This is a genomic window from Nakamurella alba (assembly GCF_009707545.1).
GTDB lineage: Bacteria > Actinomycetota > Actinomycetes > Mycobacteriales > Nakamurellaceae > Nakamurella > Nakamurella alba.
The window spans coordinates 39,503-53,830 of record NZ_WLYK01000006.1 but is presented as its reverse complement, the minus strand read 5'-3'; the positions used below and the strand labels follow the sequence as shown (position 1 = coordinate 53,830).

Sequence of the window (14,328 nt, the reverse complement as noted above, 5' to 3'; positions counted from 1 at the left end):
CACCGCTCGTCCCGCCACCGCCCTTCCCGCAACCGCCTGTCCCGCAATCGCAGCACCGGCAGCACCACCCCGACCGCCGGCCCCCGACCAGCAAGGAGTTCAGCCATGACCGTGATCGGAGTCGTCGGCGCCGGTGTGATGGGCGTCGGTGTCGCCCAGAACCTCGCCGCCACCGGGCATTCCGTCGTGATGGTGGACGTGTCCGAGGACATCCTCGGCAACGCCCTGGCCACCGTGGAGCGCAACTGCCGGATGAGCCGCCTGCTCGGCGGACCGGCGATCGACGCGGCCGAGGTGATGGACCGGATCAGCACCTCGATCGGACCCGGTGGGCTCACCGACGTCGACATCGTCATCGAGAGCACCACGGAGAACTGGGACGTCAAGCAGCAGGTCTACCGCGAGATGGACGAGATCTGCCCGCCGGACACGGTGTTCGTGGTCAACACCTCGGCGATCCCGATCACCCGGGTCGCGGGCATCACCTCCCGGCCGGAGCAGGTCATCGGGGTCCACTTCATGAACCCGGTGCCGGCCAAGTCCGCCGTCGAACTCATCCCTGGTGTGCACACCAGCCCGCGCACCATCGCCCGCACCACGGCCCTGCTCAAGGCCATGGGCAAGAAACCCATCCCGGTCAAGGACTCCTGCGGGTTCGTCTCCAACCGGGTGCTGATGCTCACCGTGAACGAGGCCGCGTTCCTGGTGCACGAGGGTGTCGCCGACGCGGCGACGGTCGACGAGGTCTTCCGAGAGTGCTTCGGACATCCCATGGGCCCGCTGGAGACCGCCGACCTGATCGGCGTCGACACGATCCTGTACTCGGTCGAGGTGCTGTACGAGCACTATGCCGACAGCAAGTACCGCCCGTGCCCGTTGCTCAAGCAGATGACCGACGCCGGGCTGCACGGTCGCAAGGCCGGCCGCGGTTTCTACGCCTACAGCACCGCCACCGCCCGCCCCGCCGTCCTGGCCGGCTGAGATGTGATGAGGCTGCCTGACCTCACGAACTAAGTCTCGATGACCCGCCCTTCACCACAACGCTTCTCACCGATTCGGAGACGACCATGACCCTTGCCACCACCGACGCCCGCGACCAGATCCTGTCCTTCATCAAGGGCCGCTACCCGCAGGTGGAGATCGAGCCGGACCAGGACATCTTCCAGCTCGGCTTCGTCAACTCGCTGTTCGCCATGGAGCTGGTGATGTTCGTCGAGAAGACCTTCGGCGTCACCGTTCCCAACGACGAGCTGCGGATCGACAACTTCCGCACGGCAGAGAAGATGACGGAGCTGGTCGGGCGGTTGACCGCGGCATGACCGTCCTCGCCGACCCGGTCCCCGGAACCGGTGACCCCGGCGCGACCACCCCGGTCCTCGACCGGGAGTCCGCCCGCGCCTTCGTGCTGCGGCACGTCGCACCGGGGGCCGCCGAGTTCGAGCGGGCGGCGGCGGTCCCGGAGTCCGTGCTGCAGCAGATGTCCGCGGCGGGGCTGTGGGCGCCGTTCCTGCCGGCCGCGGTGGGCGGGGCGGGCCTGCCGATGACCGCGGTCGGCGAGATCCACGAGGAGGTCGGTCGCGGTTGCTCCTCGGTGCGCAGCCTGCTGACGGTGCATTCCATGCTGTCCTGGACCGTGGCGCGCTGGGGCAGCGACGAGCAGAAGTCCCGCTGGCTGCCCGATCTCGCCGCCGGGACACTCCTGGGCGCCTTCTGCCTGTCCGAGCCGGACGCCGGCAGCGACGCCACCGGGATCCGGACCACGGCGACGCCGGACGGCACCGGGTGGCGGTTGGACGGTACGAAGACCTGGATCACCGGCGGGATGCGGGCCGACCTGCTGCTCGTCTTCGCCCGCCTCGGGGCGGGCATCGGGGCCTTCCTGGTGTCGGCCGATGCGCCGGGGGTGCGGCGTCGGCCGCTCCCGGAGGTGATGGGGACCCGCGGGTCGATGATCGCCGAGATCACCTTCACCGACGTGGCTCTCGGTGCGGATGCACTGCTCGGCCCGAGCGGGTTCACCGCCGGGATGGTGCTGACCGGGACCCTGGACATCGGCCGGTTCAGCGTCGCCTGCGGGTCGGTCGGGATCATCCAGGCCTGTCTGGACGCCAGCGCCGCCCATGCCGCGCGACGGCGGGTGGGCGGCGTGCTGGTCAAGGACCTCCAGCTGGTGCAGGCGAAGCTGACGGACATGGTCACCGACGTCCGGGCCGCCCGGCTGCTGTGCCAGGAGGCAGGCCGGCTCAAGGATCTCGGCGACTCGTCGACGCTGATGGCGACCTGGGTCGCCAAGTACTTCGCCTCGACCGCGGCCGCCCGGCACGCGTCCGAGGCGGTGCAGATCCACGGCGCGCTCGGCATGACGGATCGGACACCGGTCGCCCGGCTCTACCGCGACGCGAAGGTCATGGAGATCATCGAGGGGAGCAACGAGGTGCAGCGGACCACCATCGCGGCGGAGGCCTTCCGCGCCGCCGACCTGCCGGCGGCCGGGTCATGACCGAGACGCTCGCCGCAGCGCCCGAGGGCGCCGGGGTCGATCCCACGGTCAAGCCCCGACGCGGCCGGATCAAGTGCATCGTCTGGGATCTCGACCACACACTGTGGGACGGGGTCCTGCTGGAGGACGACGCCGTGCACGTCCGGGAGTCCGTGGTCGCGCACATCGAGCGACTGGACCGGATGGGCGTCCTGCACTCGCTGGCCAGCCGCAACGACGAGCAGGCCGCGATGGACCGGCTGCGGGAGCTCGGCCTGGACCGGTACTTCCTCGCGCCGCAGATCACCTGGGACGCGAAGTCGGGGTCGATCCGCCGGATCGCCGCCGCGCTGAACCTCGGGCTCGACGCCTTCGCCTTCGTCGACGACCAGCCGTTCGAGCTCGCCGAGGTCTCCGCCGCACTCCCGGAGGTGACGGTGGTGCACGTCGACGACGTCGACGAGGCGCTGCAGCGGGACGAGTTCCGGCCGCGGTTCGTCACCGACGAGTCGGCCCGGCGGCGGGAGATGTACGCGGGGCAGCTGCTCCGGGACGACCTGGAGAAGGAGTTCGTCGGCACCAACGACGAGTTCCTGGCCGGGCTGTCGATGCAGTTCGTCATCGAGCAGTGCCGGCAGGAGGACCTGCAGCGGGCCGAGGAGCTCACCGTCCGGACGAACCAGCTCAACGCCACCGGGCGTACGTTCTCCTACGAGGAACTGGACGAACTGCGCACCTCCGACGACCACCTGCTGCTGGTCGCGTCGCTGACCGACAGGTTCGGCAGCTACGGCAAGATCGGCCTCGCTCTGGTCGAGAAGTCCACCACGGCCTGGCATCTGCGGATGATGCTGATGTCCTGCCGGGTGATGTCGCGTGGCGTCGGCATGGTGCTGCTCAACCATCTGATGGGCTCCGCGGCCGGGGCCGGGGTCCCGCTGCGGGCCGACTTCGTGGAGACGGGACGGAACCGGATGATGCAGATCACCTACGCCTTCGCGGGTTTCCGCGAGGTCGAGCGGGACGGCAATCGGGTGGTGCTGCAGGCGGACGGCGATCCGCAGCCGGCACCCGCCTGGGTGGACGTACAGGTGATCGCATGACCTCGCACCTGGCAGCACCGGTCACCGAGGGGGCGGATCCTTTGCGGGCGTGGTTGCCGATGCGGCCCCGGGTGTCGGCGGCCGACTTCCCGCTGTTCTGCATCCCGCACGCCGGTGGCGGTGCCTCGGCCTTCGGGTCCTGGCTCGGCCGCATCCCCGGCGTCGGCGTGCTCGCCGTGCAGCCGCCCGGCCGGGAGAGCCGGATCGCCGAGACCCCGCACCGGGTGATCGAACCGCTGGTCGCCGACATGGCGGGGGTCGTCGCCACCGCCGCGCAGGGCCGGCCGTTCGCGATCTACGGGCACAGCCACGGGGCACTGCTGGGCTTCGAGGTGGTGCGGGAACTCCGGCGACGCGGCGGTCCGCTGCCGGTGCACCTGGTGGTGTCCGGTTGCCCGGCGCCGCACACCCGCAACATCGAACCGGCCGTCAGTCGGATGTCACGGCCCGAGCTGGTGAAGTTCCTGCGCAAGCTGGGCGGCACACCGGAGTGGTTGCTGGCCGACCCCGGGGCGCTCGACATGATCCTGCCGCCCTTCGTCGCGGACTTCGCGGTCCGGGAGAACTACCGCTACCGCGATGAGCCGGCGCTGCCGGTGCCGCTCACGGTGCTGGCGGCGGTCAAGGACGGCCGGGCCTCGATGGGCAAGCAGCAGCGATGGGCCGACCTCACCACCGGCGCCTTCCGCCTGCACACCATGCCGGGCGGGCACTTCGCCGTCTACGAGGACGCCGCCACCACCCACCGGCTGCTGGCGGGAGCGTTGGGACCGGCCCTGGCCGGCCTGCGGTGACCGTGCCGGGCGCGGGACGTGCCGGCCGCCGCCGGGCGGTCGGCACTCCCGTGGCGTGAACCCCGGGCCGGCCTCAGCCGCGCTTGCTGACCGGCACCACGAAACGCTGGTAGACCAGGTCGCGCAGCACGTCGTCACCCGCCTCGACGATGGAGACGTAGCGGATGTCGCGGAGCAGCTTCCCGACCAGGCTGTCCGAGGTGTAGCCCAGCCCGCCGAACAGCTCCGAGCAGGTGGACAGGATCGACCACCCGGTCCGGCCGCAGAACATCTTGGCGGCCAGGGCGGAACGCAGCGCGCCGGCCCGGAGGAACGCCCTGGCCGGGTCCGGTCCGCGCAGCAGCCCGTCGAACTCCGCCGCCGCGGCCAGGCACTGCGAGGTCATCACGTCGATCAACATCTCGATCTCGCCGAGCTTGGCGGCGAACACGGCGTTCATCGCCAGCGGCGCGCCCTTCACCTGCTTCGTCGCCGCGTACTCCATCGCCAGATCCCGGGCCCGCCGGGCGATCCCGACCGCGGTGGTGGCGATCAGGATGCGACTGGCGTTCAGTCCGATCTCCAGCAGCCGCAGGCCGTTGCCGCGCAACGCGTTCCCCGCCGGTACCCGGCAGCCGGAGAGCGACACGCCGTAGGTCCCGGAGGACCGCAGTCCCAGCACGTCCCAGCGCCGGGTCACCTCCAGGCCGGGGGTGTCCCGGGGCACGACCACCGCCAGGTAGTTGCCCTCGAGCGGGGTCCCGTCGGCGTCGACCTCCCGGCAGATCGCGACCAGGTGCGTGGCGAAGTCGGCGTCGGTGGAGAACGCCTTCTCGCCGTCCAGCACCAGCTCGTCACCGTCCCGCCGGACGGTGGTGCTGATCCGGGTGAGTTCGCTGCCGGCGTCGTGCTCGCTGCCGAGGGTGGCGGCGAACCCGCCGTCCAGGGCCAGTGACCCGAGTACCTGCTTGCGCAGGTCCTCCTCCCCGTACAGGTCGATCATCGTCGCGGCCAGCACCGGGATGAACAGGGTGAAGGCGGTACCGGCGTCAGCGTAGGCGATCTCGTTGACGATGCGGACACCGTCGGCGAGATCGAGTCCGGCGCCGCCCAGCTCGGTGGGCAGCCACCAGTTGGCCAGCCCCGTCGTGGCGAACCCGCGCTGCACCGCCAAGGGCATGGGGGCCGGGTTGTCGAGGCCCGGGTGGTCGAGCAGTTCCTGCCGCACCCAGGACCGGACGGTGCGCAACTGGTCAGGCTGCATCGGCGGGCACTCCTTCGGCCGGGCTGCGCGGTGCATCGGCCCCGGCGGCGGTCGGGACGCTATCGGCGGTGCCTTCGGCCGCAGCGTCGCACCGCGGCCCGCCGGCGTCGTCCCCCGCGGCAGTACCGTCGGCCGCCGCAGCACCGTCCCCCGTCGCAGCAGCACCGGCCGCTGCGGCGGCGGAGATCCGCCCGGCCAGCTCGCGGACCGTCGGGAACTGCAGCAGCGCCGTCACCGGCACCTCGGCGCCGAAGGTGGCGCGGACCTTGGCGGTCAGTTCGATGGCCAGCAGCGAGTGCCCGCCGAGGGTGAAGAAGTTGTCGAGCATGCCGATCGGCTCGATGGCCAGCACCCGCGACCAGATGTCGGCGAGCTGCGCCTCAGCGTCGTCGGCCGGCGGGACGTACGGCACGTCCAGCTCCGGGCGCGGGTGCCGCTCGCGGTCCCCGGCGTCGTCGGTGCCGGCATGGATGTCGCCGAGCACCCACTGGTCGAGGCGCTGTTGCAGCGAGCCGGTGGAGATCACCAGGTGCCCCGCGCGGTCCGCGACCGACAGTGCACGGAGCAGCACGTCCACGCCCTCCGCCGGGCTCATGGTGAAGTCGGTGACGGAGCTGCTGTGCCCGGCCACCCGGTTCGCGTCGATGTTCCAGGTGTCCCAGTCGACGGTGATCCAGTCGGCCACGCCGGCCCGTCGGGAGACGGCCGCCCAGGCGTCCAGGGCCGCGTTGGCGGCGGCGTACGGACCGAGGGTTATGCCGCCCAGCACCGCGGCCAGGGAGGACAGGGTGATGCGCCGGTCGACGGCCTGCCCGGCGAGCACCTCGTCCAGCGCCAGCAAACCTCCGACCTTGGACCGCAGGTGGGCGGCGGCCACCGACGGGTCCAGCTGGTGCAGGAACCCGAACCAGCGCCCGTCCTGCAGTCCCGCGGCGTGCACGACGGCGTCGATGCGCCCGAAGCGGTCGGTCGCCGCGGTGACCACCTCGCGCATCCGGTCCGCATCGGCCACGTCGGCTGCCAGGGCCAGCACGTCGGCGCCCCGGGCCCGTAGCGCGTCGATCGACTCCCGGTGGCGGGCCGATCGCGGGTCCGCCGGTTCGCCCTCCTCCGGGATGCGATGCAGCGTCGTCAGCACCAACCGGCAGCCCAGGTCCGCCAGTCGCCCGGCCACCGCCAGGCCGACGTCACCGAGACCACCGGTGATCAGGACTGTCTCGCCGGGTACGAAGAGATCGCCGCGCGGCGCGCCGGTGGGCAGCGGGAGGTAGTCACGGTGCAGCACGTCCGTGCCGCGCACCGCTGCCGGCCCCTGGTGCCCGTCGAGCACCGCCGCCAGCAATGTGCGTGCCTGACGGTGCGTGCCACCGGCGGACCCGGGTGCCGGGCCGAGATCGACCGCCCGGCAGCGCACCTGCGGGTTCTCCTGGGTGATGGTCGGGGCCAGCGCGGGGATGCCGGCGTGCTCCGGGTGCCGGAGGTCCCCGGCGACGTCGGCGGCACCGTCGGTGAGCAGCACGACGCGGGTCCGGCCCTGCGGCCCCGGTCGGGCAGCCGGTCCGGCGAGGACCGTCGCGAGAGCCTGGACCGACGCCGTGCCGGGGCGCTGGGCCGCCTCGACCGCGGTCCAGTCGATCACCGGCAGGTGCGGTGCACCCAGCGAGAAGCCGTGCAGCACGGTACCGATCGGCGGAAGCGCGGTCAGCAGCGCGGCCAGGTCGGTCGGGTCGTCGACCCGGACGGTGAAGCCGTCTCCGGTCGTCCGGAACTCCGGGCCGGGCCGGGCGGTGAACACCAGCGCGCCGGCCGATCGCAGCAGGTCCGCGGCGGCGTCCAACCGGCGGTCGGTGCCGAGCAGCAGCCACGGGCCGGCCTCGCGCAGTCCGTCGGCACCGGGTGCCGGGTGCGGGACGGCACGCCATCCCGGCTGCAGTGTCCAGTCGTCACGGTCCCAGCTGCGGCCGACCGGCCGCGCCGGGGCGGCCGACGCGACCGGGTCCACCCAGTAGCGCCGTCGCTCGAACGGGTAGGTGGGGAGTTCGACCCGGAGGCCCGCCCCGCCGTGCAGCGCCGACCAGTCGATGGCCGACCCGGCCAGCCACAGCCGCGCGAGCTCCAGCAGCCGGGACCGGGCGGCGGCCGGGTGGCCGGCGGAACCATCGGCAGGCCAATCGATCTCGACGGCGCCTTCGGCCTGTCCGGTGACGGTGACCCCGAGCGCCGCGAGCGCCGCGACCGCGGAGCCGGCCGACTCACCGCTGCGCAGGGCGACCGGTGGTTGCCGCCTGGTGGTGCGCCCGTCCAGCCAGCGGGACGGATCGGTGAGTGCGGCGAGCGCGTCGGGCAGGTCGTCGACGACCACGGCGCGCCTGGTCGCGAACCCACCGCGGGAGACCTGCAGGGTGTAGGCGACGTCGGCGAGATCGACGTCCGTGACGTGTGTCTCGAGGTGGGTGCGGAGCCGGGCAGTGGCCCGGTCCAGGGCCTCCGGTCCGGTCGCGGACAGCACCAGCAGGTGCGGCCCGGGCCGCGCGGGCCGGGCCGGCCGGGGTGGTGCCTGCTCCAGGACCACGTGGGCGTTGGTCCCGCCCAGGCCGAACGAGCTGACGCCGGCCCGCCGCGGGCCCGGTTGGTCCGGCCACGACCGATTCTCCGGCAGCACGGTGAAGCGGTCGGTGGCCAGCGCGGTGTTCGGGCTGCGGAACCCGGGCACGCCCGGTTGCACACCGTGCCGGACCGCGAGCGAGGCCCGGATGAGACCGGTCACCCCGGACGCCCGGTCCAGGTGACCCAGCATCGGTTTGGCGGTGCCGAGCACGCACGGATCCGCCCGCGGCGGGAACACCCGGCGCATCGCGGCCAGCTCGATGGAGTCACCGAGAGATGTTCCGGTGGCGTGGCACTCGACGTAACCGACGGTCGCCGGGTCGACCCCGGCCACGCCCAGCGCGGCCTCGACGACCTCCGCCTGCCCGTCGACGCCGGGCGCCGTGTACCCGGCCCGGACCCGGCCGTCGTTGTTGGTGGCGGACCCGAGGATCACCGCCGAGACCAGGTCGCCGTCCCGCACGGCGTCGGCCATCCGCTTGAGCACCACGACGCCGACCCCGCTGCCCATCACGGTGCCGGACGCGCCGGCGTCGAAGCTGCGCACCACCCCGTCCGGCGCGGTGATGCCGCCCGGCTCGTACCGGTAGCCGGTGCCGGCCGGGAGCGGGGTGAAAGCGCCTCCGGCGAGGGCGGTGTCGCACTCGTAGGTGAGCAGCGACTGACACGCCAGGTGGACCGCGACCAGCGAGGTGGAACAGAACGTCTGCACCGCCACGGAAGGACCGCGGAAGCCGAACTTGTACGAGACCAGGGAGGTGAGCGAGTCGCGCTCGTTCCCGGTGGCCAGCAGCAGCGCCCCGCCCGGCTCCGCGGTCAGGTGCTGGACGTTCTGCACGATGTAGTCCGGGAAACCGCAGCCGCCGAACACGCCGACCTGCCCCGGCACGTCGGTGGGCTGGTAGCCGGCCGACTCCAGGGCCTCCCAGCAGGACACCAGGAACAGCCGGTGCTGCGGGTCCATCGTCTCCGCCTCACGCGGACCGATGCCGAACACCGTGGCGTCGAACATCTCCAGATCCGGCACCGGCCCGCCGACCCGGACGTACTGCGGGTCCGCCAGCTGGGCCGCGGACACCCCGGCCGCGGCCAGCTCCTGCTCGTCGAGGGTGCGCAGGCCCGGTGTGCCGGCGAGCAGCGCGGACCACAGCTCACCGACCCCGGCCGCCGACGGGAAGCGCCCGGCCATCCCGATCACCGCGACCGCGGCGCCGTGGTCGGTGTCCCATCCGGGATCCGCGGGCGCCGCCGGTGCACCCGGTGCCGTGACCGGGGTCTGCCCGGCGCTGCCGTCGGTCGGACTCATCCGCGACCACCTCCGAGGGTGCGACGTCGTTGCAGGTAACGGTTGCCCTCGCCGGACGCGGTGGCGGCCGGGGACGCCGCCGCGCCGGCGGCGTGCCGGGGCTCCGGCCCGTGTCCAGGACCTGCTCCGGCCGGTGGCCCGGCGATGTCGCCGGTGCCTGCGGTGGCCGGGACGGCCGCCCGGGAGGCGGCCGCCTCGGCGGCGAGCAGCGCGACGGTCGGTGCCTGGTAGAGGATGTGCGGCGGCAGGAAGGGCACGCCCAGCTGCTCACGCACCCCGGCGATGATCTCCATCCCGATCAGCGAGTTGCCGCCGAGCTCGAAGAAGTTGTCGTCGACGCCGATCTCCTCGATCCCCAAGGCCTCCGACCAGAGACCGGCCAACGCCTCCTGGTCGGGTGTCGCCGGGGCCTGGTACGGAGTGCCCAGCGGCGGCCGGGGGTGACGCCCGAGTGCGTCCCGGGCCTTGCGGACAGCGCCCTGGTGCCGCTCGATGGACGAGAGCCGGCTCATCGCCACCAGTGTCGGCAGGTCCTGGGTGGACACGTGCACGTGCCGTTCGCCGCTGGCCAGCACCCGGCCGAGGATCTGCCAGCCCTGCTCGAAGTCGACCCCGAACTGCGCACGGTAGGCCTCGAAGAACTGGCGCGAGCCCTCGTCGTAGCCGTCCAGCCCGACCGTCCAGCCGTTCCAGGTCCACTCGCCCCAGCCGACCGACACCACCACCGTGCCCGGCAGCGGGTCCGACTGCGCCACGGCGTCGAGATAGGCGTTGGCGGCACAGTAGTCGACCTGGCCGGCGCCACCACCGGTGATCGAGGTGGTGGAGGAGAACAGCACGAGGAAGGACGGCGGCCGGTCGGCCAGCGCCGCCAGCAGCGCCCTGGTGCCGGCTACCTTGGGGGCCAGCACACGCTCCATGTCCGCGGCGGTCTTGAACTGCATCAGCCCGAGCGCGGGGACCCCGGCGCAGTGCAGCACGCCGTCCAACGGCCCGAAACTGCTCTCCGCCAGGCGGACCGCCCGCCGGACGTCCTCCGGCTCCGACACGTCACCGGTGACGGTGAGCACGGCCGCGCCCAGGTCCGCCAGTTCCTGCAGCCCGAGCAGCCGGCGCCGCACCTCCGCCGGGGTGCCGGGTGCGGCCAGCACCGCGGCACGCTCGTGCTCGGCGGGCACCGGGGTGCGGCCCATCAGCACCAGCCGGGCCCGCACGTCCCGGGCCAGCCGGATCGCCATCGCCAGGCCGATCCCGCCCAGCCCGCCGGTGATCAGGTACACCCCACCCTGCCGGAAACCGGGTGCCACGACGGTCGTGTCGGGGACCACGCTGTGCCCGGGCAGCCACCGGCGGCGCCCGCGCAGGGCGACCACCTGGTCGGTCGGCGGCGACAGCAGCTCGGCGGCCAACACGTCCGGGTGCAGATCCGGTCCCAGGTCGATCAACCGGGTCCGGCACCGGGGGTACTCGACGGGGACGAGCCGCGCGGGACCGGTGAGCAGCGCGCCGGCGGGGTCGACCCGGTCGCCGGGCAGCACCGCGTGCGCGCCCTGCACCACCAGGTCCATGATCCAGCCGTCCAGGCCGAGATCCCCGGCGGCGCGGGCGAATGCGGTGACGGCGAACAGCCCGCGCGCGGTGCTGCCGTCGGACAGCGACCACAGGTGCAGCATCCGATCCGGACGCAGCCCGCGATCGACGACCACCCGCAGGGCGGCAGCGATGTCGGCCGGGTCACCCGGCCTGACCTCGAAACCGTCGGCGGTGATTGCGAACCCGGGCCCCGGCCGCAGGGTCAGCACGGTGGAGCCCTCCGCCCGGAGCCGCCGCAGCAGCGGTTCGGCCAGCGCGTCGCCGGCGCCGGCGGCGGTGTGCACCAGCCAGGTGGCCGGCGCGGCGGACGGCGGCCGCAGCACCTCCGAGCGCCAGGTGGGTGTCGAGATCCACTCGGCGTCGGGCAGTTTCGGCAGCGCGGTGAGGACGGCGGTCGGATCGGACAGATCGATCCCGGTGGCGGCCCCGGCCGCCGCGGGGGCCGGCCCTTCCGGTGCCTCCAGCCAGTACTCCTGGCGCTGGAAGGGATACGTCGGCAGGGGCACCCGGCCGGGTGTCCAGTGCGGTCCGTCGGATCCCTCGGTGTGCAGGGCCTTGAAGTCCACCGGCACACCGGAGAGCCAGAGCCGGCCGACCGTCTCGGCCAGCGCCTGGTGCGGGTCCCGCCGCTCCATCGCCGACGGGAGGGTGCCGGTCACCAGCGGCCACCGCGCCTGGGCGCAGTCCGGGTGCGATCGGGTCAACGCGCCGAGCGACTGGCCGGGCCCGACCTCGACCAGCATCGCGTCCGGGACGGCGGCCAGCAGCGTGCTCGCGCCCCGCCCGAACTCGACGGTGCCGCACATGTGCCGTGCCCAGTAGCCCGGATCCGCGAGGAGCTCGGGAGTGACCACCCCACCGGTCACGTTGCTCACGTAAGGGATACGCGGCGGGTGCACGGTGATGTGCTCGGCCACCCACGCGGTCAGCGGCGCGGCGGCGGGGGCCAGCAGGCGGGAGTGAAAGGCGGACGCGGTGTCCAGCTGCCGGCACCCGATCCCCGCCGCCGTGAGTGCCGCGGCGGCCGCGGCGACGGCCGGCAGCGTGCCCGCCAGCGTCAGCTGCCCCGGGGTATGCACCGCGACGTCGAGTTCCCGATCCTCCAGGGAGCCCAGGACGGCGTGGATCCGCCGGTCGTCGGCGGCGACGGCGAGCATCGCCCCGGACGGCAGCGCGGCGATCAACCGGGCCCGGTGGGCGACCAGCGCGAGCGCGTCCGGCAGCGAGAGCACCCCGGACAGACAGGCCGCGACGTACTCGCCGAGGCTGTAGCCCAGCATCACCTCCGGTTGCACGCCCCACCGCTGGAGCAGGCGGGCCAGCGCGTACTCCGCCACGAACACCGCCGGCTGCACCAGGGCCGGGTCGGTGGCGGCCGGCCGGGTCGGGGCCCGGCCGAGCAGCCGGGCGAGCTCGTCGTCCACCGGATCGGCGGTGGCGGTCGCGAAGATCGGCGAGAGTGCCTCGGGTGAGGGCAGTCCCAGCAGGCCGACACACTCCAGCACGTCCCGCCGGTAGTCCGGCTCGTCGGTCATCAGGGCCGCGACCATGCCCGGGTACTGCTCGCCGACGCCGGCGATCAGCAGACCCACCGGGCGGCCGACCGTCGTCTCGTGACGGCTGGGCCGCGGCCCGGACAGTGCGGCGGCCGCACCGGTCCCGGTCTCCGCGACGACCACCGTGCGGTGCGCCATCGACCGGCGGCCCTGCTGCAGCGTGTACGCGACGTCGCCGAGATCGAGGTCCACGTCCCGCTGCAGGGCAGCGGCCAGCCGCCCCGCGGCCTGCTCGCGGGCCTGTTCGGTGCGGGCGGACACCGGCAGCACCTGCCAGCGCCGCCGGCGGGGCGGCCGCGGTGCCGGCAGCGGCGCCTCCTCGACGACGGCGTGGGCGTTCGTGCCGCCGGTGCCGAGCGAGGACAGCCCGGCGCGACGCGGCCGACCCGGGGTCCGCGGCCACGAGGTGGGACCGGAGGTGACCCGGAACGGGCTGGCCGCGAAGTCGATGTCGGGATTGGGTGCGGTGAAGTGCAGTGTGCCGGGGATCATCTCGTGCCGCAGGGACTGGACCACCTTGATCAGACCGGTGGCGCCGGATGCCCGGTCCAGGTGACCCACGTTGGGTTTCACCGACCCCAGCACGCAGAACTGGCGCTGCGCGGTGCTGCCGAAGGCGTCGGTGAGCGCCGCGACCTCCATCGGGTCGCCGACCACGGTCGCGGTCCCGTGCGCCTCGACGTAGGAGATCTCCTCCGGCCGCACCCCGGACCGGTCGAGAGCACGCGCCACGCAACGGCGTTGCCCGTCGATGCTCGGCGCCTGGTAGCTGAACTTGACCCCGCCGTCGTTGTTGATGGCGCTCCCGCGCAGCACGGCCAGCACGGTGTCCCGGTCGGCGAGCGCCCGGTTCAGCCGCTTGAGCGCGACCACCGCCACGCCGTCGCCGAACATGCTGCCCCGGCCCAGCGCGTCGAAGGTGCGGACGTGACCGTCCGGCGAGGCCTGGTTGCCCTCCTGGTACAGGTGACCGACCCGGTCCGGGACGCGGATCGACACGCCGCCGGCCAGCGCGAGGTCGCAGTCGCCCTGCCGCAGCGCCTCGCTCGCCAGGTGCACGGCCACCAGGGAGGTGGAGCAGAAGGTCTGCACCGCGACGGCCGGACCGCGCAGGTCGAGCCGGTAGGCGACACCGGTGGCCAGGGCATCCTTGTCGTTGCCGATCATCAGCGCGTCGGTGTCCACCCCGAGCGACATCACGTTCGGCCGGCTGAGCAGGTAGGTGCTGACGTTGCAGCCGGCGAACACCCCGACCTGACCACGGTCCTCGGGGCTCGCGTAGCCGGCGGATTCCAAGGCCTGCCAGGAGGTCTCGAGGAAGAGCCGGTGCTGCGGATCGGTCAGCACCGCCTCCCGCGGCGAGTACCCGAAGAACTCCGCGTCGAAGGACCGCACATCGCGCAGCACCGGCCGGACCCGGACGTACCGCGGGTCCGCCAGCTGTGCGGGATCCACCCCGGCGGCGAGAAGGTCATCGTCGTCGAACGAGGTGAAGGCCTCGACGCCGCCTGCGAGGTTCGACCAGAACTCGTCCACGTCGTCCGCGCCCGGGAAGCGGCCGGCCATGCCGATGACGGCGATGCGTTCGGCACCCGGCAGCTGCGGGTCCACTGGATGCGACACGGACGGTCCTCCCCGCCGGCGAAC

Annotated in this window: 8 protein-coding genes; 5 read left to right on the top strand and 3 right to left on the bottom strand. The window is 73.3% G+C overall.

The genetic code is table 11. From position 1 onward, the window contains the following. The first annotated feature begins 105 nt into the window (after positions 1 to 105). From GIS00_RS15510 to GIS00_RS15490, 5 genes are all read left to right on the top strand, one after another. Positions 106 to 981: a 3-hydroxyacyl-CoA dehydrogenase family protein gene (locus tag GIS00_RS15510; RefSeq protein WP_154769375.1), complete on the top strand. Its 876-nt coding sequence runs from the start codon at positions 106 to 108 to the stop codon at positions 979 to 981. Positions 982 to 1,067: 86 nt separating this feature from the next. Beyond that, a complete protein-coding gene (locus tag GIS00_RS15505) occupies positions 1,068 to 1,319 on the top strand; it encodes an acyl carrier protein (protein WP_154769374.1) in 252 nt (83 codons plus the stop codon). Next, on the top strand, positions 1,316 to 2,500 hold the full coding sequence (locus GIS00_RS15500) for an acyl-CoA dehydrogenase family protein (protein WP_154769373.1): 1,185 nt from the start codon (positions 1,316 to 1,318) through the stop codon (positions 2,498 to 2,500). The genes GIS00_RS15505 and GIS00_RS15500 overlap by 4 nt, the downstream gene beginning before the upstream one ends. Further along, a complete protein-coding gene (locus GIS00_RS15495) occupies positions 2,497 to 3,582 on the top strand; it encodes an HAD-IIIC family phosphatase (protein ID WP_154769372.1) in 1,086 nt (361 codons plus the stop codon). The genes GIS00_RS15500 and GIS00_RS15495 overlap by 4 nt, the downstream gene beginning before the upstream one ends. After that, complete coding sequence (locus tag GIS00_RS15490) at positions 3,579 to 4,376, top strand: thioesterase II family protein (RefSeq protein ID WP_154769371.1); 798 nt, start codon at positions 3,579 to 3,581, stop codon at positions 4,374 to 4,376. Before GIS00_RS15495 ends, GIS00_RS15490 begins: the two co-directional genes overlap by 4 nt. A 73-nt stretch (positions 4,377 to 4,449) precedes the next feature. Here the strand turns inward: GIS00_RS15490 and GIS00_RS15485 are convergent, their stop codons facing one another. From GIS00_RS15485 to GIS00_RS15475, 3 genes are read right to left on the bottom strand one after another with little or no spacing between them, the layout of a single operon-like run. Next, complete coding sequence (locus GIS00_RS15485) at positions 4,450 to 5,619, bottom strand: acyl-CoA dehydrogenase family protein (protein WP_154769370.1); 1,170 nt, start codon at positions 5,617 to 5,619, stop codon at positions 4,450 to 4,452. Beyond that, positions 5,609 to 9,532: an SDR family NAD(P)-dependent oxidoreductase gene (locus GIS00_RS15480; protein WP_154769369.1), complete on the bottom strand. Its 3,924-nt coding sequence runs from the start codon at positions 9,530 to 9,532 to the stop codon at positions 5,609 to 5,611. Before GIS00_RS15480 ends, GIS00_RS15485 begins: the two co-directional genes overlap by 11 nt. Next, positions 9,529 to 14,304: a type I polyketide synthase gene (locus GIS00_RS15475; RefSeq protein WP_154769368.1), complete on the bottom strand. Its 4,776-nt coding sequence runs from the start codon at positions 14,302 to 14,304 to the stop codon at positions 9,529 to 9,531. Before GIS00_RS15475 ends, GIS00_RS15480 begins: the two co-directional genes overlap by 4 nt. Between the last annotated feature and the right edge of the window lie 24 nt (positions 14,305 to 14,328).

Coding starts and splice junctions, on each gene's coding strand:
- GIS00_RS15505 (WP_154769374.1), top strand. CDS start 1,068: ATGACCCTTGCCACCACCGACGCCCGCGACCAGATCCTGTCCTTCATC.
- GIS00_RS15485 (WP_154769370.1), bottom strand. CDS start 5,619: ATGCAGCCTGACCAGTTGCGCACCGTCCGGTCCTGGGTGCGGCAGGAA.
- GIS00_RS15480 (WP_154769369.1), bottom strand. CDS start 9,532: ATGAGTCCGACCGACGGCAGCGCCGGGCAGACCCCGGTCACGGCACCG.
- GIS00_RS15510 (WP_154769375.1), top strand. CDS start 106: ATGACCGTGATCGGAGTCGTCGGCGCCGGTGTGATGGGCGTCGGTGTC.
- GIS00_RS15495 (WP_154769372.1), top strand. CDS start 2,497: ATGACCGAGACGCTCGCCGCAGCGCCCGAGGGCGCCGGGGTCGATCCC.
- GIS00_RS15500 (WP_154769373.1), top strand. CDS start 1,316: ATGACCGTCCTCGCCGACCCGGTCCCCGGAACCGGTGACCCCGGCGCG.
- GIS00_RS15490 (WP_154769371.1), top strand. CDS start 3,579: ATGACCTCGCACCTGGCAGCACCGGTCACCGAGGGGGCGGATCCTTTG.